The following is a 19,718-nucleotide window of genomic DNA, read 5'->3' on the forward strand; positions in this document are numbered from 1 at the left end:
CGGCACACATGCACCCGAACAGGTGAATCGAGCGAGCGCTGTCGCTCAAACGATGGACACCAGCCACAAGCAGACCAGCAGCATCAAGCACCACGACACCGACCCTCGACCGAGCCTCAACCGCACCCACCGACCCCGAGCTCACCCGACCCGAGGACCACACCCGCCCCGCACACCAAGGCCGACACCGACGTCGAAAAAATGTCGTACCCCCGCCGTAGCGTGTGTGTCGGGGGGTCTTCACAGCTGGAGGACCCCTGCCTCGCCATGACCGTCAGCCCGTGACACGACAGCCTCCGGTCAGGCAGTCGCCGCGATCCGAAGCCGCCCCATCCAAGGGCCACACCCGCCCCGCGCGTCGAGGCCGGCACCGGCCTCGAAAAAATGTCGTACCCCCGCCGTAGCGTGTGCGTCGGGGGGTCTTCACAACAGGAGGACCTCTGCTTCGGCGCGGTCGTCGGCCAACGACGCCACAGCCGGAGGGGCCCCGGTCAGGCGGTCGCCGCGATCCTCGCGAAGTCCGAGACGCTCAACTGCTCTCCCCGAATGCCGGGGTCCACGCCCGCCATCACCAACCGCCGCTCGGCCTCCACAGCGGACCCGGCCCACCCGGCCAGCGCGGCCCTCATCGTCTTGCGCCGCTGGGCGAAAGCCGCGTCCACCAACGTGAACAGCGCCCGTCGGTCCACACTGGACACCAGTTCCGGTCGCCGCCGGAACGCCACCAGCGCGGAGTCCACATTGGGCACGGGCCAGAACACCGAGCGCGGCACGGCCCCGGCCCTGCGGGCGTCGGCGTACCAGGCGAGCTTGACGCTGGGCACCCCGTAGACCTTGCTCCCCGGCCCGGCCGCCATCCGGTCGGCCACCTCGGCCTGCACCATCACGAGCCCCTTGGTCAACGACGGCAGCTCGGCCATCAGGTGCAGCACGACCGGCACGGCCACGTTGTACGGCAAGTTCGCGACCAGCGCCGTGGGCGCGACGGGCAGGTCCGCGGCCGACACCCGCATCGCGTCCCCGAGGACGACGTGCAGCCGATCCGCCAGCCCCGGCGCCCGCTCCGCGACCGTCTCCGGCAGCCTCCCGGCCAGCACCGGGTCGATCTCCACGGCCACGAGGGACGCGCAGGCGGGCAGCAGCGCCAACGTCAGCGACCCCAGCCCCGGCCCGACCTCGAGCACGACGTCCGAGGGCGTCAGGTCCGCGACCGTCACGATCCGCCGGACCGTGTTCGGGTCGTGCACGAAGTTCTGCCCGAGCTTCTTCGTGGGGCGGATGTCCAGTTCGGCCGCGAGGCGCCGAACGTCGGCCGGGCCGAGGAGCATGCTCCCCGGCCCGGTCGACGACGCTTGTTCAGTCACGTGGCAATTGTTACGGCAAGCCGAGCTTCGCCCGGCAGCCGGGCCACGCGGAGTACGCGCCACCGGCCGCGTCGCGGACCTTGGTGGCGATGGCGATCTGCTGCTCGCGGGACGCGAGGTACGCCTCGGGCGCGTACTGGCCGCCGCCGTAGGCGTTCCAGGTGGAGGGGCTGAACTGCACGCCGCCCGAGTAGCCGTTGCCGGTGTTGATGGCCCAGTTGCCGCCCGCCTCGCACTGCGCGAGCCGGTCCCAGTCGCTGCCGTCGGAGATGACGGGGGTCGCCGGGGCCTTGGTGCCCTTGCGGACCTTCTTGGCGACGGGCTCCTTGGTGACCTTGGAGCCGATCTCCTCGCGGCCCACCTCCTGGCCGTTCTTGAGCGTGACGCGGTAGGACTTCATCGCCTCGCCGGCGACGCCCTCCTGCTCGACCTTCGTCTCGCCCTTCTTCATCTCCGCGTCGAGGATCTCCTCGACCGGCGGCGCGATGGGCTCGGCGACGTTGACCACGGAGACGCCGGTGCGGCTGATGTGGATCTCGGCGCCGTTGGCGATCTTGAGGTCCATCCCGCCCTCGACGGTGTCCTCGGCGCCCATGGAGACCTTCTCGGCCTGCATGAGCTCGCCGACCGTCAGCGCGGTGGTCTTCAGCTGCCGCGGGGCGTTGCCGCCGTCGTACAGCGTGACGTTCTTCAGGCTCTTGACCTGCAGCGCCATGCCCGAGAGGGGCACGTCCTTGCCGCGGTCCTCGGAGACCCAGGCACCGTCGTCGTTGATGCCGAGCTGGTCGAGCGCCTCGCCGACGTTGACGGAGCGGACCCAGCCCTCCTTCTGCTCACCGTCGACGGTCGCCTTGACCATGCGGCCGCGGTCGAGGGTGATCTTCCCGCCGTCGCCGACCTTGGCGCTCGGGGCGGGGCTCAGCGCGTCGTGCTCGCCGACCGCGATGCCCTCCTCCGCGAGGATGTCGCCGACGGTCGAGTCGAACGTGCGGACGGTCTTCTCCTGGCCGTCCACGTCGACCGTGATCGACTTGTCCATCGCGATGGCGGTCGCGCCGCCGCCGGTGATGGTCACCAGCAGCGCCAGCACGGTCGCCTTGAGGAACTTCCGCTTCCACGTGCTCACGGCCTCCACGAGCGCCGCTGGGGGCCCGCTGGGCTCCTCCGCGGCGAACTGGGCGGCCAGGCGGTCCTCGGGCAGCTCGTCGGGGATGACGATGGCCGGGAGGAGCGTGGTCTCGGCGTTGATGAGGCGGATCAGCTCGTCGACGTCCACGTTGGCCGTGGCGAGCAGCGCGTCGGCGTCCGAGCCGAGCACCTCGTACACGTCGGCCGGGGTCACGCCGAGGCCGGTGAAGCCCGGCGAGCTCGGGTGGTCCACGAAGGCCGGGGGCTCCATGACGCCCGTGGCGGTGGCGGTTCCGGTCACCGGGGTGAACCAGTCGGTGTCGTCGTTGAACGAGTACGCCGAGCCGTCCGCGCGGGGTCTGCCGCGTTCGATCACAGGGTCGATACCTCCATGAAGGCGGGAGCCGACGCTCCGCGCACCGTGGGTGCTACCTGACGTGCAGTGGAGTAACTCGACTGCTCCTCGGCAACTCCCGTGCGTTCGTCTCGACTACTCGCTTCTGGCAGTGGTACCCGCCCCGACAACGGGTGTGCGTCTCCTCGGCGACTTCAGCGTTCGGAGGGCACGGTCACGGGACCGTAACGGAGGTCGGGAAGTTCCGCAAACACCCAGTTCAGAGTTGTGATGTGAGACACCCCAACGGCGGAGCAATCCGCTGCGCCATTCGTCGTAAACGCCATTACGACCACGCCACGTCACGAAGTCCGAACACGCGCTCGGCATTTCGGGTGACCGAAGCCCCCAACACCCCCAGATCAACACCACGGAGAGTAGCGATTGCTCGAAGGGTGTAATTCGCGGCGTACGGCTCGTTCGGGCGTCCCCGGAACGGGTGGGGAGTCAGGAACGGGGCGTCCGTCTCGACCAGGATCCGGTCCTCCGGCACCCACTCCGCGGCCTCCCGCAGCGCCGCCGAGTTCTTGAACGTCACCGGCCCGGCGAACGACAGGACGAACCCGCGCTCCACGCACGCGCGCGCGAAGTCGAGGTCGCCGGAGAAGCAGTGGAAGACCACAGTGGACGGCGCGCCCTCGGCGTCCAAAATGCTCAGGATGTCGTCGTGCGCGTCCCGGTCGTGGATCATCAGTGCCTTGCCGACGCGCTTGGAAAGCTCGATGTGCCAACGGAAGGCGTCCTGCTGGGCGGCGGGCGGCGAGTAGTCCCAGTAGTAGTCGAGCCCGGTCTCGCCGATCGCGACCACGCGAGGGTGCTCGGCCAGCTTCGCCAGCTCGTCCCGCTGCTCGTCGTCGAACGCCGCCGTCCGGGTCGGGTGCAGCGCGACCGCGCCGAACACCCTCGGGTCCCACGTGGACGCCTCCGCGACCCAGCGGGCGGACGGCAGGTCGTCGGCGACCGTGACGACCCGGTCGATCCCGGCGGCCGTCGCCCGGTCCAGGACCTCGACCACGGCCTCACGGGTGCGCGCGCCGCACGCGTCCAGGTGCGTGTGTGAATCGACCACCGGCACCGGGAGGGATTCCGGCACCGGTGGTCGCTCACCGTGTCTCTTCGACGTCACTTGACGATCGGGGCCCACTCGGGACCGGTCTCGCCCAGCTCGGGGTCCAACTTCGTGAACAACGGGCTCGGCTTCTCCAGCGGCCTGCCGACCTCGATCGGCGTCGACTGCCAGCTCGCCTGCTCGCCCGCGTAGTCGCCGGTCAGGATCGGGTACTTGCGGTCCGTCTCGTCCAGGTCCGTGACCTCGATCATCTGCGGCTGCGCGGCCCACACGCCCGTGCCGCCCAGCGCCTCGTGCACCTTCTGCGCCGAGTGCGGCAGGAACGGCGTGAGCAGCGTGTTCGCGTCCTGCACGACCTGGAGGGCCGTGTGCAGGATCGTGTCGCGGCGGTCCGGGTCGTCCTTGACCTTCCACGGCTCCTGCTCGGACAGGTACCGGTTCGCGGCCGTGACGACCCGCATGGCCTCCGACGACGCCAGCTTGAACCGGGACCGGCGCAGGTTCGCGCCGACCGTCTCGAACGCGGCCCGCGAGAGGGCCTTCAGCTCCTCGTCCGCCGCCGTGGGGGCCGTCGGGCGGGGCACGGAGCCGACGTTCTTGTGCGCCATCGACACCGACCGGTTGACCAGGTTGCCCCACTCGTTCGCCAGCTCGAAGTTGGTGCGCCGGACGAACTCGTCCCAGGTGAAGTCGGTGTCCTGGTTCTCCGGGCCCGCCACCGAGATGAAGTAGCGCAGCGCGTCCGGACCGAAGTCGCGGAGGAAGTCGCGCACGTAGATCACGGTGCCGCGGGACGTGGAGAACTTGGAGCCGCTCATCGTGAGGAACTCGCTGGAGACGACCTCGGTCGGCAGGTTCAGCGTCCCGAAGGAGCCGGGCACGCCGCCCTTGTCGCCGGTGCCGTTCTGCCCCATGAGCAGCGACGGCCAGATCAGCGAGTGGAAGACGATGTTGTCCTTGCCCATGAAGTAGTAGCCCTGTGCCGAGGGGTCGGTCCAGAACTCCTTCCAGGCGTCGTCGTTCCCGCTGCGCCGCGCCCACTCGACGCTGGCCGACAGGTAGCCGATCACCGCGTCGAACCACACGTAGAACCGCTTCATCGGCTGGTCGCGCCAGCCGTCCAGCGGCACCGGGATGCCCCAGTCGAGGTCGCGCGTGATCGCGCGCGGACGCAGGTCGCCGAGCAGGTTCTGGCTGAACTTGAGCACGTTCGGCCGCCAGTCCGTGCGACCGGACAGGTAGCCGCCCAGCGACTCGGCGAACGCGGGCAGGTCCAGGAACAGGTGCTCGGTCTCGATGAACTTCGGGACCTCGCCGTTGATCCGCGACCGCGGGTTCTTCAGGTCGGCCGGGTCGAGCTGGTTGCCGCAGTTGTCGCACTGGTCGCCGCGCGCGCCGTCGTACCCGCAGATCGGGCAGGTGCCCTCGATGTAGCGGTCGGGCAGCGTCCGGCCGGTCGACGGGCTGATCGCGCCCATCTGCGTCTTCGGCACGATGTAGCCGTTGCGCCACATGCCGAGGAACAGCTCCTGCACCACCTTGTAGTGGTTGCCGGTGGTGGTGCGGGTGAACAGGTCGTAGGAGAGGCCGAGCCCCTGGAGGTCCTCGGCGATCACGCGGTTGTACTTGTCGGCCAGCTCGCGGGTGGTCAGGCCCTCCTGGTCGGCCTGCACCGAGATCGGTGTGCCGTGCTCGTCGGTGCCGCTGACCATGAGCACCCGGTTGCCCGACATTCGCATGTAGCGGGAGAACACGTCGGAGGGGACACCGAAGCCGGAAACGTGGCCGATGTGGCGGGGGCCGTTGGCGTATGGCCAGGCCACCGCCGTCAACACGGGGGCACTCATGCGGGTAAGCCTACGGATGACCACCGACACCCCGCGCATCGGTCGGCCGACCACGGGTGATCTGTGTCACAAAAGGCCGTCTCCTACGCGCTGACCTCGCAAAAGGTTGCACTCAACCTTCCAGGCCGGTCCACCCCTCGACCGGGACATGGGTGCGAGACGGTGGTGGCTCGGGGCGGTGGTGTTCGGGGCCGTCGCGGCTATGACGGTGACGAGCGCGCTCGTCGGCGCGGAGCGGACGCGGGACGAGGCGGCGGTCGTCACCACGACGACCTCCTCGAGCCCGCCGCCCACGACGACCACGACCGTCCCTCCCCCGCCTCCTCCCGAGACGACGGCGGAGGAACCGGTCGCGACCGCCGAAGCCGAGCAGTCGCCGCCCCTGGAGAAGCTGGCCGCGGGCATCGACGTCGGCGCGCTCGTGGTCGACCGGCAGACCGGCAAGCCGCTCTCGTCGTTCTACCCGGACCAGCAGTTCGACAGCGCCTCGCTGGTGAAGGTCCTCATCGCCCTGGACGCGCTCTCCAGCGGCGCGGGCGACCCGGCCTCGGTGGCGCGGATGCTCGCGACCAGCGACGACGACGAGGCCAGCCGGTTGTGGGCCGCCCGAGGCGGTGGGCGGATCGTGGTCGCGTGGGCGAAGAGGATCGGCCTGTCCGGCACCGAGCCGCCCGCCGACGACAACCGGTGGGGCGACACGCTGACCACCGCCTCCGACGTGGCGCGCGTCTACCAGTACCTCTTCGAGGACCCCGACGGCCAACTGGTCGTCAAGGCGCTGGACGGGATGACCGACTTCGGCGCGGACGGCTTCGACCAGCGCTTCGGCCTCCCCGTGGCGGCGGGCGACCGGCCGTGGGCGGTCAAGCAGGGCTGGTCGTGCTGCCGCGGCCACCGGACGCTGCACACCTCGGGCCTGCTCGGCGACGACCAGCGCTACGTCGTGGTCGTCCTGACCGCCCAACCCGCGTCCACCAGCGAGAAGGCCGCGAAGGCGCGGATCACCCAGATCACCGCCGAACTGGTCAAGGGGCTTTGACGGCCGCGTCGTACAGCGCCTTCTTGCTCACGCCCGCCGCCTCGGCCACCTCGGCCGCGGCGGCCTTCATCCGCTCGCCGTCGGCGACCCGCTGCCGCACCTCCACGACGAGCGACGCCAGGTCCGTCGGCGCCTCCGAGGGCTCCGCGCCGGACAGCACGACGGTGATCTCGCCGCGCACGCCGTCGACCGCCCACTCGGCAAGCTCCCCGAGCCCGCCGCGCTTGACCTCCTCGTAGGTCTTGGTCAGCTCGCGGCACACCGCGGCCGCCCGGTCCGCGCCCAGCACGAACGCGGCGTCGGCGAGCGTGTCGGCGATCCGGTGCGGCGACTCGAAGAACACGACCGTCCGCGACTCGGTCTTGAGCGCCGCGAACCACTTCCGCCGCTCGCCCTGCTTGCGCGGCGGGAACCCGTCGAACGCGAACCGGTCGCACGGCAATCCCGACACGGCGAGCGCCGTCGTGACCGCGGACGGCCCCGGCAGGCACGTCACGGGCAGGCCCTCGGCCACGCACGCGGCCACCAGCCGGTAGCCCGGATCGGACACGCTCGGCATGCCCGCGTCGGTCACCAGCAGCACCGTCGAGCCCGCGTGCATCGCCTCCACCAGGCCGGGAAGCCTGCTGACCTCCACCTGGTCGTAGAAGCTCACGACCCGGCCGGTGGGCTTCACGTCCAGCGCGGACGCCAGCCAGTGCAGCCTCCGGGTGTCCTCGGCGGCCACGACGTCGGCGGTCTCCAACGCCTCCACGAGCCGGGGGGACGCGTCGCGGACATCGCCCAACGGCGTGGCTGCCAGAACCAAACGGCCTGATCCAGATACGGGACTCACAGCCTTCACCCTACGATCGCACCCGTGAGCCTCCTCGTGCCGCAGTCACCAGACGACGTGGTCGACGTCGGCGAAGTCCCGCCCCCGTCGCGCCCGGAAGGCGCCGACCGCGAGGAACGGGTCGCGGCCCTGACCCCGCGGGTGCCGTCGAACCGGCTGCGCGGCTGGCTGATGACGCTGACACTGGCGTTCGTCGGCGGGCTGGTGCGGTTCTGGAACCTCGGGTTCCCGACCGACAAGGGCACGCCGATCTTCGACGAGAAGCACTACGTGCCGCAGGCGGCGCAGGTGGTGCGCAACGGCGGTTACGAGGACAACCCCGGCTACGAGCTGGTGGTGCACCCGCCGCTGGGCAAGCAGCTCATCGGGCTCGGCGAGTGGATGTTCGGCTACGACGGCCTGGGCTGGCGGTTCGCCTCGGCGGTCGCGGGCACGGTGAGCATCCTGCTGATCGTCCGGATCGCGCGGCGCATCACGGGGTCCGACCTGCTCGGCGCGATCGCGGGCATCCTGCTGATCTGCGACGGCGTCTCGCACGTCCAGTCGCGGATGGGGATGCTGGACATCTTCCTGGCCGTGTTCGTGGTGGCGGCGTTCGGCTGCCTGGTCGTGGACCGCGACCAGATGCGGGCCCGGCTGGCCGTGGCCGTGAAGGAAGGCTGGATCGACAAGTCGCCGTACGGGCCGTGGCTCGGGTTCCGCTGGTGGCGCTTCGGCGCGGGTGTGTGCGTCGGCCTCGCGTGCGGCGTGAAGTGGTCCGGGCTCTGGTACGTGGCGGCGTTCGGCGTCCTGTCCGTGCTGTGGAGCGCGCTGGCGCGGCGCACGGCGGGCGTGCGCAACCCGTGGCTCGGCTCGTTCGCGAAGGACCTGCTGCCGTCGCTGGCGGCGCTGCTGGTCATCCCGATCCTGGTCTACCTGGGCACCTGGTGGGCGTGGTTCGCCAGCGAGACCGGCATCGACCGGCACGTGGCGGGCGTGAAGATCGGCAAGGACTCGTTCGTGCCGGAAGCCCTGCGGGCGCTCTGGTACTACAGCGGCAACGTGCTGGACTTCCACAGCAAGCTGGTGACGTCGGCGACGAACCGGCACCCGTGGGAGTCCAAGCCGTGGACGTGGCCGATGGGCCTGCGGCCGATGCTCTACTACTACGAGGGCGCGGTGCAGGGCTGCGGGCAGGCCAGCTGCGTCGGCGCGATCATGCTGATCGGCACGCCCGCGATGTGGTGGCTGGCGTTCCCGGCCATCGCGTGGGGCCTGTGGCGCTCGATCGCGCGGCTCGACTGGCGGTACGCGGGCGTCCTCGTGGCGTACATGGCCGGGCTGCTGCCGTGGTTCCTGAACCTGGACCGGCAGATGTACTTCTTCTACGTCACGCCGATGGCCCCGTTCCTGGTCCTGCTGATCACGCTGGCGCTCGGGCACGTGCTCGGGCCGGTGGTGGCGGGCAAGGAGCGGCGCGGCACGGGGCTGCTGGCCGTGGCGCTGTACGTGGGCCTGGTGGTGGCGAACTTCGTGTGGCTGTGGCCGATCCTGAACGGGAACCCGATCACGCCGGAGATGTGGGAGATGCAGCGCTGGCTGCCCTCGTGGAGCTAGGTTTCCCAGCTCTACCCGATCGGGTGACGGGCCGACCCCCGGTTTTTGTCGGGGGTCGCCTGTCTACTCGATCCCGTGCGACTCCTACAGCAAACTGCCGCTCAACCGCGTGGTCTCCGGTCCGTCCTGCGAGGACGGGGCGGTCGAGACGAGCGCGACGGGCACGTCCTCCGGTGGCGCGAAGTCCTCTTCGGGGCGGATGCGCGGTGGCGTGGCCGCCCAGGGCTTCAGCGTCTGCACGACCTCCTCGTAGAACCCCGTCACGGACCCCAGCACGGAGTCGATGAAGGAGTTCCGCCCGGTGCCGCGCTTCGCGCCCATGGGCGCGGACTGCTCGATCCGGAAGCCCCGGATCTCCTTCTGCGGGTCGACGAGCAGCACACCGGGGTTGTCGCGCACGAACGCGAGCAGCTCGGAGGCGCCCGCCCCGCGCCCGTGCAGCGCGAAGGCCTCCAGCCGCAGCGAGCCGGGGGCGTCCTTGAGCTGCCGGATCAGCCAGTTGATCCGGGTGGTGGGGCGGCCCTCCTTAGGGGCGTCGAGGTCGACGTGGCACAGGACGCGGCCCGCCCGCAGATCGGCGACGACGTGCAGCGTGCCGACGGTGCCGGGGATCTGGACGCCGCCCGTCAGCTTCCCCTCGGCGACCAGCTGAGCCACCTGCTTCGTGACGCGGCCCTGCGGGTCCGCCAGTTCCTTGCGCGACAACGCGGGCGTGACCTCGGTGCCCAACCGCCGCCCCAGTTGCAGGCAGGCGAACCGGAGCAGCGCGTCGAACCGCAGGGCGACCTCCGACGCCGCCTTGTCGGCGGGCCGCACCGTGCCCGCGGCGACGGCCTCGCGCAGCGGGACCCAGGAGGCCCCCATGTCGTCGAACTCCATGGCGCCCGACCGCGGGTGCTCCAGGTAGCGGATCAGCTCGCCCAGGATCCACGCCTGGTCGGGGTCGGCCACTCCCCGGTGCTCCTTCTGCATCACGGCCTCGCCGAGCACCTCGGTCCACGACCAGTGGTGCAGGGCGACCTTGCGGAGCTTGCGCCGGTCGACGACGGTCGGGTGCTGCCCCGGCATGGCCGGGATCTCGTTGGAGATGGTGATCAACGCGTCGAAGCCGAACTCCTTGGCCACGTCCAGGTAGTTCTCGAGCTGCTCGGCCCGCAGCTCGTTGGTGCCGGTCTTCACCTCGACCAGCGCGGTCCACGTCCGCTGCCCGCGCACCACCCGGATCAGCCCGTCCGGGATGACCTTCCGCCCGTCCACCTCGAACGGCACCTCGATGAACGTCCGCACAGCAGCCGCGGGCGCGCCAAGCGGCTGCGTCAACGCCCGCCCGAACTCCCGCACGGCCGACATCACCGCGAGAAGCGCCGAGGTGGCCCGCCGCTCCTGCTCATCGGCCCCGTTGATGCCCGAGGTGGGAATCAACCGAGCAGCATGCCAACTCTCCTCGGCAACCCTCTCCCCACCCGACACCACTCACCCCGTTCACCGCACGGTTCCCCGATCACCGCTTTGGTCGGCAAGGATCAAACGTTCGTTACGCCCACCTCACCCCCACCCCTCCCACTCGGCGTTCGCCCACCTCACGGCCACCCACCTCGACTCACCCCGCGCTGCCACGCCCACCTCCGGCTCCCGCCAGCGCACATCGCAGGTAGTCACCTTCCGGAACCGCGCGGACCACCAGCCGCTTCACGTCCACAGCCAGCCAGCCATCCACAGGCCCCACCGCAGGTCCTCCAGCCAACCGCCCGCTCCACCGCGGCCAACCAACCTTCAGCCGTCGCCCAGCAACCGATCGCTGCGTCAGGAGCCGCCAACCGCCCTCTCCACGTCACCAACCACCAACTGGCCGCCCCCGGCCGCCGACCCGCCGACGATCCCCATCCAGCAGCAGCCGCATCAGGGGCCGCAGGCCGCCCTTCTCCTACTGCCACCAGCCACCCAGCCAGTCGCCCCGGCTGGCCAGACCCGCCCGCCCAGCGACGATCCCCACCCGGCCTCAGCCGCGCCAGGGGCCAGCAACCGCCTTCCTCTACTGCCACCAGCCACCCCGGCCGCAGGCCCGCCCGCCCAGCGGCCCCCACCCACCCACAGCCCCGTCAGAAGCCAGCAACCGCCCTTCCCTGTCGCCCCAGCCAGGCACCGCTCCAGGCGGGCACCACCTGCGCAGCGATGACCCCCACCCAGCCACAGCGCCGTCAGGAGCTAGCGACTGCCCTTTCCCACTGCCACAGCCACCGCCTCGGTCGCGGACCCACCCGCCCAGCGACGCCCCCACCCACAGCCTCATCAGAAGCCAGCGACCGCCCTTCCCCCATTGCCACCAGCCATCCAGCCGCCGCCCCAAGGCGCGGACCCGCCTGCCGAGCGATGATCCCCACCAGCAGCAGTCGCGTCAGGAGCCGCCAACCGCCCCTTCCCCCATTGCCATCAGCCACCGCCCGGTCGCGGACCCACCTGCCCGCCACCCAGCCACAGCCCCGTCAGGAGCTGCCAACCGCCCCTCCCCGTTGCCATCAGCCACCGCCCCGGTCGCGGACTTACCTCACCCAGCGACGGTCCCCACCCAGCCGCAGCCGCATCAGGAGCCGCCAACCGCCATTTCCCCTACTACCACCAGCTACCCAGCCAGCCGCCGTGCCCCAGCAGCCCTGCTGTCGACCGGTTGCCGTCCACCGCAGAGCGATTGGCCACCAGCCATTCGCTTCGCCGCGGGCACCGGCAATCGCCACCCAGCGGTCCGCCGCTCCGCCATGGCGGCCGTCCGGTCGCGGGTCGCTAAGCCGATAGCGGTTCTCCGCTGCTCGGCGACAGCCGACAGCCCTCTGTGGCGGCATCCGACTGCCGCCGCGAGCCAGGAATCCCGGCCATGCCGTCCGCGGCTTCAGCCCTCACCGATTGGAGGTAACCCAGCCCTGCCCCTGTCTCGCCCATCCCTGCCTCGTCGAACAGGGATGGGGTCAGGCGATCCTCAGCGAACCGGCCGAGTGGGCGGGTCGGGCTTGGAGATCATCCTGGTGACCGGGCCTTCCTTGCTGACCCCGGCGTTGGACAGCCAGCCGCTCAGCTCGCCCCGGATCGCGGCCAGGGACGGCCTGCGCTTCGGGTCCGCGTCGAGTGCCGACACCAGTAGGCGGTGGTGGACGCTGCGGACCGGCAGCTTCACGTTCGGCTCGCCCTGGGCGGCCGCCATGAGGGAGGAGATCGGGTTGTCCCTGGTTCCGCGCGGCGGGTGGCCGGTGAGGGCGTAGCTGACCGTCGCGGCGAGCTGCCAGGCGTCGGAGGCGGGGCTGGCGGCGTCGCCGCGCGCGGTTTCCGGGGCCAGGAAGTCGGGGGTGCCGACCATCATCCCGGCCGCGGTGAGGGTGCTGTCGCCCTTGGAGCGGGCGATGCCGAAGTCGATGAGGTGGGCGGTTCCCTCGGTGTCGACGATGACGTTGGACGGCTTCACGTCGCGGTGCAGGACGCCTCGGTCGTGGGCGGCGGCCAAGGCGTCGGCCATGTTGACCCACAGGCGGGCGGCGAGGGTGTCGGCGAGCAGGCCGCTCTTGAGCACCACGTCGGACAGCGGGTCGCCGTCGATGTACTCCATGACGATGGCGAGGCCGTCCGGGTCCTGCACGATGTCGAACACGCGCACGCAGTTCGGGTGGCGGACCGCCGCCAGCGCGCGGGCCTCGCGCAGCATGCGCTGCTCGGTGTCCGAGTCCGGGGCGTGGGCCAGCTTGACCGCCACAGTGCGGTCGAGCTGGGTGTCGACGGCCAGCCACACGGTGCCGAAGCCGCCGCGGCCGAGCTGGCGCACGCGGCGGAAGCGGCCGCTGGCCGGGTTCCACACCTTGTCCTCGCCGGTGGCCATGGGGGCGGAGGCAGCAGCGGCTGCCGCCGCGCCGGGCCCGAACGGCAGTGGGCCGGGGGTGTCGGCGAGCTTCGACAACGGCTGGGGCTGGGACTGCGGGTGCTCCACGCGCGTGGGCGGCTCGACGCGGTTCGGGGGTGGACCCTGGGGCGTGTCGACGCGCGTCGGCGGCGGGCCCTGGGGCGTCTCGACCCTGGTCGGGCGCGGGGGCTGCTGGGCGGGCGGCTGCTCGACGCGCGTGGGCGCGGGGTCCTTGCGCGGCACCTCGGCCACCCGCGTGGGCGGGTACTGGCGGGGCGGCGGCTTCTGCGCGGGCGGCTGCTGCACGGGCTGCGAGAGCGGCGCGGGCGACTGGTGCGGCTGGTACGGCGGTGGTGAGCCCGCCGGGCGGTACGGCGGGATCTGGGCGGGCTGGTACGGCGGCGGCTTCTGCGGCCCGTTCTGCCCGCCCTGGTGGGGCGGCGGAGGCACGCGGTTGGCCGCGGCCTGCGGTGTCTCGTTGCCGCGATCACGTCCGGGGCGGTTCAGCATGGCCGTAGTCAACCCGAAGATGCGCACGACGAATGAGCCAATCAGCGCAATCGGGAAGAATCCGAGGAGGAGGTGGCCGACCAGCGTCACGGGCAGCAACGACGTGGCGACCAACAGCACCAGGAACGGGGGCCAGAAGACCCGGCGCGGCCAGTTCGGGCCGAGGCGGAACGCGGACCCGGCCTGCATCATCACGAACAGCAGGCACAGCAGCGCGAGCACCGCCGTGATGCCCCCCGCGACCAGGAACACGACCTGCGTGCCGCCGGGGTCGCTGACGATCCGGCCGATCGACCGCGCGCCGACCAGGTAGTCGAACTGGGTGAACGCCCCGCAGGGCGTCTCGTCCAACGACTCCGTGCCCGCGAGCGTCCGGCGGCGCAGCGCCTCGTCCGCTCCGGAGAACAGCAGCCACGGCAGCACCAGCGTGCTGCTGACCCCGAGCGCCGCGAAGATCGCGCCCGCGACCGGCCCGTAGGAATTCCCCACGACCCGGCGAACGGTGATGGCGAGCAGCGCGGCGATCGTCGGCAACAGCCCCGCGGCAGCGCCCAACGCCGTCACGGTCCACGCCCAGTCGCCAGGGCAGAGCGGCAGTGCCCAGCCGTGCAGCCATGCGAGCAAGGACTCGGCCAGCCCCACGACTTCCACCACCCCTCTCGACAGCCCCCACCCTATGCGGGCGGGGGTGCGCCAGTGGCCGGTCGGTAGGAAATTCACCGGCGGGTCGTAACGGCAAATCCGGTACCGGACAGGTCCTCAATGGACGCCGCACCCCTGATCAGACCGGACACGACCACTCCGCACACCGGTCCCACCCACCACGACCACCACGTTTACCGGCGCGACAATCCCCACACCCGTGCAACCTGCACGGACGTCCCACTCCCCCGCATTCCCGCCCGAGCCCCCGGAACCAACGGCTCTTTCCCCCGGAACCGCGATCTCCGCGGAAAGCGCGATTCCCCGAACCGCCGACACCGGAAATGACGAAGCCCACCCCGAACGCACAACCACCCGCCGAGAAGCCGCGCGACCGCCACCAGCGATCGACTTCGGCACCGCTCAACGTCAAAGGCCCGGACACAATGGAGTGTCCGGGCCTTTGACTTGCGTGGAGCTGCGGGGAATCGAACCCCGGACCTTCTCGATGCGAACGAGACGCGCTACCAACTGCGCTACAGCCCCTCGTTGTCGTGCGAGAGAAGCATATCAGTAGCGCGGGGGTGGTTTTGCCACCCCCTCCTATTCGCCCGCGGCGCGTCGGTACGGCTGGTACTGCGGGCCGTCTAGCTCGACGAACACCGGATCTTCGTCGTCGGCCTCGACCACGATCGTGCCCGGACGGGTGCGGTGCCGGAACACCGGCCGCGGGGCGAGTCCGGACTCCTGCGGCTCCTCGACTTCCGGCTCGGCCTCTTCCACGACGGGCGCGCGCGTCTGCTCCGGCCGAGAGGCCGGGGCCGGGGCCGGGGCTTGAGCCGGCGCCGGGGCGGAGCGGCGGCGGGCGTGGGCGAGGCGGGACTGGCGGCGGGCGCGGATGTCCTCCTCGATCCGCACCTGGCGGCGGAGGTAGACGAGGTAGCCGACGAGCGCGAGGTCGACGGCGGCGTGCCCCCACCAGACCATCGGGTACAGGATGCCCGCGAGCAGGCCGGTCACCAGCGAGGTGATCAGCATGAACGCGACGACCCTGCGGCGGAACGCGTAGCGGGCCTGGGCCACGATGCGGGCGGTCTCGGCGTCGAAGCCGCCCCGGCCCGGTCGGTACGGGCGGTGCACGATGTCGTCGTCGAGGTACTCGTCGTAGTCGTCGTCGAATTCGGCCTCGAACTCGTCGATGAGTTCGTCGTCGGCGTCAGGCATGGGGTGCTCCTCTTCCATGCTGCCGCGCGTGCTCCCCGCTCGCACGTTCCGGGCGTCCGAGTCCGCGGTGCGAGCAACTTCCGTGCGCTTGCGGGCGACCATCGGGACGAGGACGACCAGCCAGGCAACTACGAGCCCGACGATGATCAACGAACTGGGCATCCCCGTCACCTCCCCCTGCCAGCAAGCGGAACGCGTCGTGCGTTCGCCACGCTAGTCACAACAGTCACACCTGTGTCGGAGGCTCGCCGGGTGCCGTACGTACGAAGGTGTGCTTTATCACCCACTTTCGGGTGAGCCCTTTACGGCAGTTGGACGCTGTGCTCAGGGGATTTGGGCGTTGCCCCGCGCGACCAATCGGCGCACTAGGCCTTCCGGGGACGCCTCTTCGCTCGTCATCGCGTAGCAGTAGTGGTCGCGCCAGGCGTGGGCGACGTCGAGGTAGCGCTGGAAGAGGCCCTCCTCGCGGAACCCGGCCTTCGAGAGGACCCGCAGGCTGGCGGCGTTCTCGGGGCGCACGGTGGCTTCCAGGCGGTGCAGTCCGGCGTCGCCGAAGCAGTGGTCGACGACGAGCGCAAGGGCCGCTGTGGCGACACCGCCCCGCGCGCGGTCGGCCGCGACCCAGTAGCCCACCCACGCCGAGCGCAGCGAGCCGCGGACGATGTTGCCGACGGTGATCTGCCCGGCGAGCTCACCGTCGACGGTGATCACGAACGGCAGGGCCTCACCGCGCCGGGCCAGCGCCCGCAGCGACGACCACTGGGTCGGCCACGACAGCACGGAGTTGCGCTCGGTCCAGCCGTCGGGGGCCGTGGGCTCCCAGTTCTCCAGGTACGCCCGGTCGCGCAGCCGGGTGCGGCTCCAAGCGCTGCCGTCGAACAGCTTGGGCGGCCGCAGCGCGACGACGCCCGCGGGCACCCGGAGCGGGCCGAGCCTCGTCGGCCAGCCGGGGTGCCTGCTGGACTCCAGGTGGAACGACGCGCTCATCCTCTCTGCGCGAGGAAGCTGACCAGCACTTCCTCGCCGACGGCGACGTCCGTGACGTCCTCGTCCAGCATGATCAGGCAGTTCGCCTCGGCCAGTGACGCGAGCAGGTGCGAGCCGGACGTGCCGAGCGGCTGCACCAGGTACTCGCCGTTCTCGGCGTCGCGCAGCAGCTGCCCGCGCAGGAAACCGCGACGGCCCTTGGTGGACGTCAGCGGCGACAGCAGCCGGGCGGCGACCGCTCGGCGGTACGGGTTGCGCTTGCCGAGCGCGGCGCGGATCAGCGGCCGGACCAGCACCTCGAACACGACCAGCGCGCTCATCGGGTTCGCGGGCAGCAGGAACGTGGGCACGGCGTCCGGCCCGAGCCGCCCGAACCCCTGCGCGGAGCCGGGGTGCATGGCGACGCGGGTGACGTCCAGGTCGCCGAGGTCGGCCAGTGCGGCCCGCACCTCGTCGCCCACGACCCCGCCGACGCCACCCGCCACCACCACGATCTCGGACAGCAGCAGCCGTCCTTCGACGACCTCGCGCAGCCGTCGCGGGTCGGCGGACTGGATGCCGACCCGGCTGACCTCCGCGCCCGCGTCACGGGCGGCGGCGGCCAGCGCGTAGGAGTTCACGTCGTAGACCTGGCCCTGGCCGGGCGTGCGGTCGACGTCGACCAGCTCCTCGCCGACCGACACCACCGACACCCGCGGCCGGGGGTGGACGAGCACCTTGTTGCGCCCCACGGCGGCCAGCAGGCCGACCTGGGCCGAGCCGATGGACGCGCCGCGGCGGACCGCGATGTCGCCGGTCTGCACGTCCTCGCCGGTCCGGCGGACGAACGCGGCGGACGGCACCGGGCGCTGCACGGTCACCTTGGCCTGGTGGCCGTCGGTGTAGCCGAGCGGGACGACGGCGTCGGCCAGCGTGGGCAGCGGCGCGCCGGTCGCGACCCGGACCGCCTGGCCGGGCTGCAACCGTCTCGGCTGCCGCGACCCCGCCGGGATCTCGCCGACCACCGGCAGCTGCACCGGCTGCTCGCCCGCGCCCTGCACGTCCACGCTGCGCACCGCGTAGCCGTCGACGGCGGCCTGGTCGAAACCGGGCAACGCGCGTTCCGCGACGACCTCCTCGGCGCAGAGCAAGCCCTGCGACTCGGAGATCGCGACCCGCACCGGGGCGGGCCGCACGGCGGCGGCGATCACCCGCGCGAGCTGCTCATCCACTGACCTCATCGTTGAAACCCCGCTCAAGAGTTGTCGAGGCGACCCCGCAACCACTCCCCGAGCTCGGGCCCGTAGTCGGGGTGCTTCAGCGCGAAGTCAACCGCAGCTCGGAGGAATCCCCCCGGATTGCCCAAGTCGTGTCGCTCGCCGCGGTGGACGACGATGTGGACCGGGTGGCCCTCGGAGATGAGCAGGGCAATGGCATCCGTGAGCTGGAGCTCGCCGCCGGCGCCCGGCGTGATGCGCTTCAACGCGTCGAAGATCGCCCGATCGAGCAAGTAGCGACCGGCCGCGGCGAACGTCGAGGGGGCGTCCTCGGCCTTCGGCTTCTCGACCATGCCGACGACCTGCTTCACGTCGTCCTGGTCGGTGTCGCGGACGTCGAAGACGCCGTAGGCGGAGATCTGCTCGCGCGGGATGTCGAACGCGCAGAGCACCGTGCCGCCGTGGCGCTCGCGGACCGCGGCCATCTCGGTCAGAGCGCCGTTGGGCAGCACGAGGTCGTCGGGCAGCAGGACGGCGACGGCCTCGTCCTCGCCGGTCAGGTTGCCCTCGGCGCAGCCGACGGCGTGGCCGAGACCCAGCGCCTGCTCCTGGATCGCGGTCTCGACCGTCTCGAACAGCTGCTCGGCACGGCGGACCTTGGCGGCCAGCTCGTGCTTGCCGCGGCTCTCGAGGGTGGCCTCCAGCTCGGGCTGGGGGCGGAAGTACTCGGCGACGGCGTCCTTGCCGGGGGACGTCACGATGACCAGCTTCGTGGCGCCCGCCTCGGCGGCCTCGGCGGCGACGTACTCGATGCCGGGGGTGTCCACGACGGGCAGCAGCTCCTTGGGCACCGCCTTCGTCGTCGGCAGGAAGCGGGTCCCGAGACCGGCTGCGGGCACGATTGCGGTGCGGAAGGCGCGAGTCGAGCTCATGGTGGCGAGCGTAGTGCCGCACCTAGGGTTACCTCCCATGACGTCCGATCAACTCGAACGGAAGAACGCCGAGCGCGAACGCCTGACGGCGGCGCGCAGAGCGGTGCCGTTGGCCGAGCGGGGGCACGACGCCGAAGCGCTGGCCGCCGGGGTGCTCGACGTGGTCGCCGAGTTCGACGTCGCCGCTGGTGGGACCGTGTGCGCCTACCTCGCGACGGCGTCGGAGCCGGGTTCGGTCGCGCTGCTGGACACCCTCCGCAGGGCGGGGTACCGGGTGCTGCTGCCCGTGGTGGTCGGCGCGGCGCCACTCGATTGGGCTGAGTACACGGGTGACCACGCTCTGCGACCGGGTCCGCACGGTCTGCGCGAGCCCATCGGCGCGCGGCTGGGGCCGTCGGCGATCGGTTCGGCGGCGTTGGTGCTGGTCCCGGCGTTGGCCGTGGACCGGCGGGGGACGCGGATCGGCAAGGGCGGCGGCCACTACGACCGGTCCCTTCCTCTCGCGGACGCGCCGCTGGTCGGCGTGGTCCGGGAGGTCGAGTTCGTCGAGGACCTGCCGGTCGAGCCGCACGACGTGCGGATGACGGCGGTGTTCACGCCCGCGGGCTTGAGCAGGGTGTGACCTTGGCCCGACTTGTTTGCGTGCCAGGTCCTGCCGGCGCATGATGAAGTATTGGCACTCGTCATGCCCGAGTGCCAACTAACAGCTCGTGGAGGGCAAGTGCCGACCTACCAGTACGCCTGCACCGAGTGCGATCACCGCTTCGACGCGGTGCAGTCGTTCACCGACTCCGCGCTCACCGAGTGCCCGCAGTGCCACGGCAGGCTGCGGAAGCTGTTCGGCAACGTGGGCGTCGTGTTCAAGGGCAGCGGCTTCTACCGCACGGACAGCCGGTCCAGCAGCAGCGCGACGGCTCCGGCCACGCCCGCCGCCGCTCCCGCCGCGAGCGGCGACAGCAAGAGCGGCGACTCCAAGTCGTCGACCAGCACTCCGGCCAGCACGCCCGCGAAGGCCGCCTCCTAGAACCTGAGTTGTCCACAGGCCCCCGAGTTGTCCACAGCTCGGGGGTTTGCG

The 19,718-nt window shown here is 71.3% G+C and carries 15 protein-coding genes and 1 tRNA gene; 4 read left to right on the forward strand and 12 right to left on the reverse strand.

Annotated elements, in window-relative coordinates:
• Positions 1 to 491: 491 nt before the first annotated feature.
• The 4 genes from rsmA to metG all read right to left on the reverse strand — a co-directional run bounded on the left by rsmA (position 492) and on the right by metG (position 5,802).
• A complete protein-coding gene (gene rsmA, locus ACFWW9_RS06685) occupies positions 492 to 1,328 on the reverse strand; it encodes a 16S rRNA (adenine(1518)-N(6)/adenine(1519)-N(6))-dimethyltransferase RsmA (protein ID WP_390372622.1) in 837 nt (278 codons plus the stop codon).
• 46 nt (positions 1,329 to 1,374) lie between these two features.
• The gene (locus tag ACFWW9_RS06690; protein ID WP_390372623.1) at positions 1,375 to 2,763 is read right to left on the reverse strand and encodes a transglycosylase family protein; all 1,389 of its coding nucleotides are present in this window, start codon (positions 2,761 to 2,763) and stop codon (positions 1,375 to 1,377) included.
• Positions 2,764 to 3,172: 409 nt separating this feature from the next.
• Complete coding sequence (locus ACFWW9_RS06695) at positions 3,173 to 3,955, reverse strand: TatD family hydrolase (protein ID WP_390372393.1); 783 nt, start codon at positions 3,953 to 3,955, stop codon at positions 3,173 to 3,175.
• 53 nt (positions 3,956 to 4,008) lie between these two features.
• Positions 4,009 to 5,802 (reverse strand): methionine--tRNA ligase, encoded by a 1,794-nt coding sequence (metG, locus tag ACFWW9_RS06700; protein WP_390372396.1) that lies wholly within the window; start codon positions 5,800 to 5,802, stop codon positions 4,009 to 4,011.
• A 148-nt stretch (positions 5,803 to 5,950) separates the two neighbouring features.
• Here metG and ACFWW9_RS06705 point away from each other — a divergent pair, with 148 nt between their 5' ends.
• Positions 5,951 to 6,841 (forward strand): hypothetical protein, encoded by an 891-nt coding sequence (locus ACFWW9_RS06705; RefSeq protein WP_390372399.1) that lies wholly within the window; start codon positions 5,951 to 5,953, stop codon positions 6,839 to 6,841.
• On the opposite strand, the gene rsmI is transcribed toward ACFWW9_RS06705, so the two are convergent.
• Positions 6,828 to 7,676, reverse strand: coding sequence for a 16S rRNA (cytidine(1402)-2'-O)-methyltransferase (rsmI, locus tag ACFWW9_RS06710; RefSeq protein ID WP_390372402.1), 849 nt, complete (start codon positions 7,674 to 7,676; stop codon positions 6,828 to 6,830). The two genes, ACFWW9_RS06705 and rsmI, sit on opposite strands and share 14 nt — an antisense overlap.
• 24 nt (positions 7,677 to 7,700) lie before the next feature.
• Between rsmI and ACFWW9_RS06715 the strand changes: the two genes are divergently transcribed.
• Positions 7,701 to 9,272 carry a dolichyl-phosphate-mannose--protein mannosyltransferase gene (locus ACFWW9_RS06715; protein WP_390372405.1) on the forward strand — a complete coding sequence of 524 codons (1,572 nt, stop codon included), beginning with the start codon at positions 7,701 to 7,703 and terminating at the stop codon, positions 9,270 to 9,272.
• An 84-nt stretch (positions 9,273 to 9,356) separates the two neighbouring features.
• Here ACFWW9_RS06715 and ACFWW9_RS06720 read toward each other — a convergent pair whose 3' ends face one another.
• The 7 genes from ACFWW9_RS06720 to ACFWW9_RS06750 form a co-directional block, all read right to left on the reverse strand.
• The gene (locus ACFWW9_RS06720) at positions 9,357 to 10,694 is read right to left on the reverse strand and encodes a hypothetical protein (RefSeq protein ID WP_390372407.1); all 1,338 of its coding nucleotides are present in this window, start codon (positions 10,692 to 10,694) and stop codon (positions 9,357 to 9,359) included.
• Positions 10,695 to 12,243: 1,549 nt separating this feature from the next.
• Positions 12,244 to 14,382: a protein kinase gene (locus ACFWW9_RS06725; protein WP_390372410.1), complete on the reverse strand. Its 2,139-nt coding sequence runs from the start codon at positions 14,380 to 14,382 to the stop codon at positions 12,244 to 12,246.
• Positions 14,383 to 14,777: 395 nt separating this feature from the next.
• Positions 14,778 to 14,850 (reverse strand) — tRNA-Ala (locus ACFWW9_RS06730).
• Positions 14,851 to 14,907: 57 nt separating this feature from the next.
• Complete coding sequence (gene glpR / locus ACFWW9_RS06735) at positions 14,908 to 15,690, reverse strand: gephyrin-like molybdotransferase receptor GlpR (protein WP_390372413.1); 783 nt, start codon at positions 15,688 to 15,690, stop codon at positions 14,908 to 14,910.
• 162 nt (positions 15,691 to 15,852) lie between these two features.
• Complete coding sequence (locus tag ACFWW9_RS06740; protein ID WP_390372416.1) at positions 15,853 to 16,515, reverse strand: GNAT family N-acetyltransferase; 663 nt, start codon at positions 16,513 to 16,515, stop codon at positions 15,853 to 15,855.
• A complete protein-coding gene (gene glp, locus ACFWW9_RS06745; RefSeq protein ID WP_390372419.1) occupies positions 16,512 to 17,735 on the reverse strand; it encodes a gephyrin-like molybdotransferase Glp in 1,224 nt (407 codons plus the stop codon). The genes ACFWW9_RS06740 and glp overlap by 4 nt, the downstream gene beginning before the upstream one ends.
• Positions 17,736 to 17,749: 14 nt before the next feature.
• Entirely contained in the window at positions 17,750 to 18,643 is an 894-nt protein-coding gene (locus ACFWW9_RS06750; protein WP_390372422.1) for a UTP--glucose-1-phosphate uridylyltransferase, read from the reverse strand.
• A 37-nt stretch (positions 18,644 to 18,680) separates the two neighbouring features.
• Between ACFWW9_RS06750 and ACFWW9_RS06755 the strand changes: the two genes are divergently transcribed.
• Positions 18,681 to 19,265: a 5-formyltetrahydrofolate cyclo-ligase gene (locus tag ACFWW9_RS06755; RefSeq protein WP_390372425.1), complete on the forward strand. Its 585-nt coding sequence runs from the start codon at positions 18,681 to 18,683 to the stop codon at positions 19,263 to 19,265.
• A gap of 99 nt (positions 19,266 to 19,364) precedes the next feature.
• The gene (locus ACFWW9_RS06760) at positions 19,365 to 19,667 is read left to right on the forward strand and encodes an FmdB family zinc ribbon protein (RefSeq protein WP_390372428.1); all 303 of its coding nucleotides are present in this window, start codon (positions 19,365 to 19,367) and stop codon (positions 19,665 to 19,667) included.
• The last annotated feature ends 51 nt before the right edge of the window (positions 19,668 to 19,718 follow it).

The organism is Umezawaea sp. NPDC059074 (genome assembly GCF_042738955.1).
Classification (GTDB): domain Bacteria; phylum Actinomycetota; class Actinomycetes; order Mycobacteriales; family Pseudonocardiaceae; genus Umezawaea.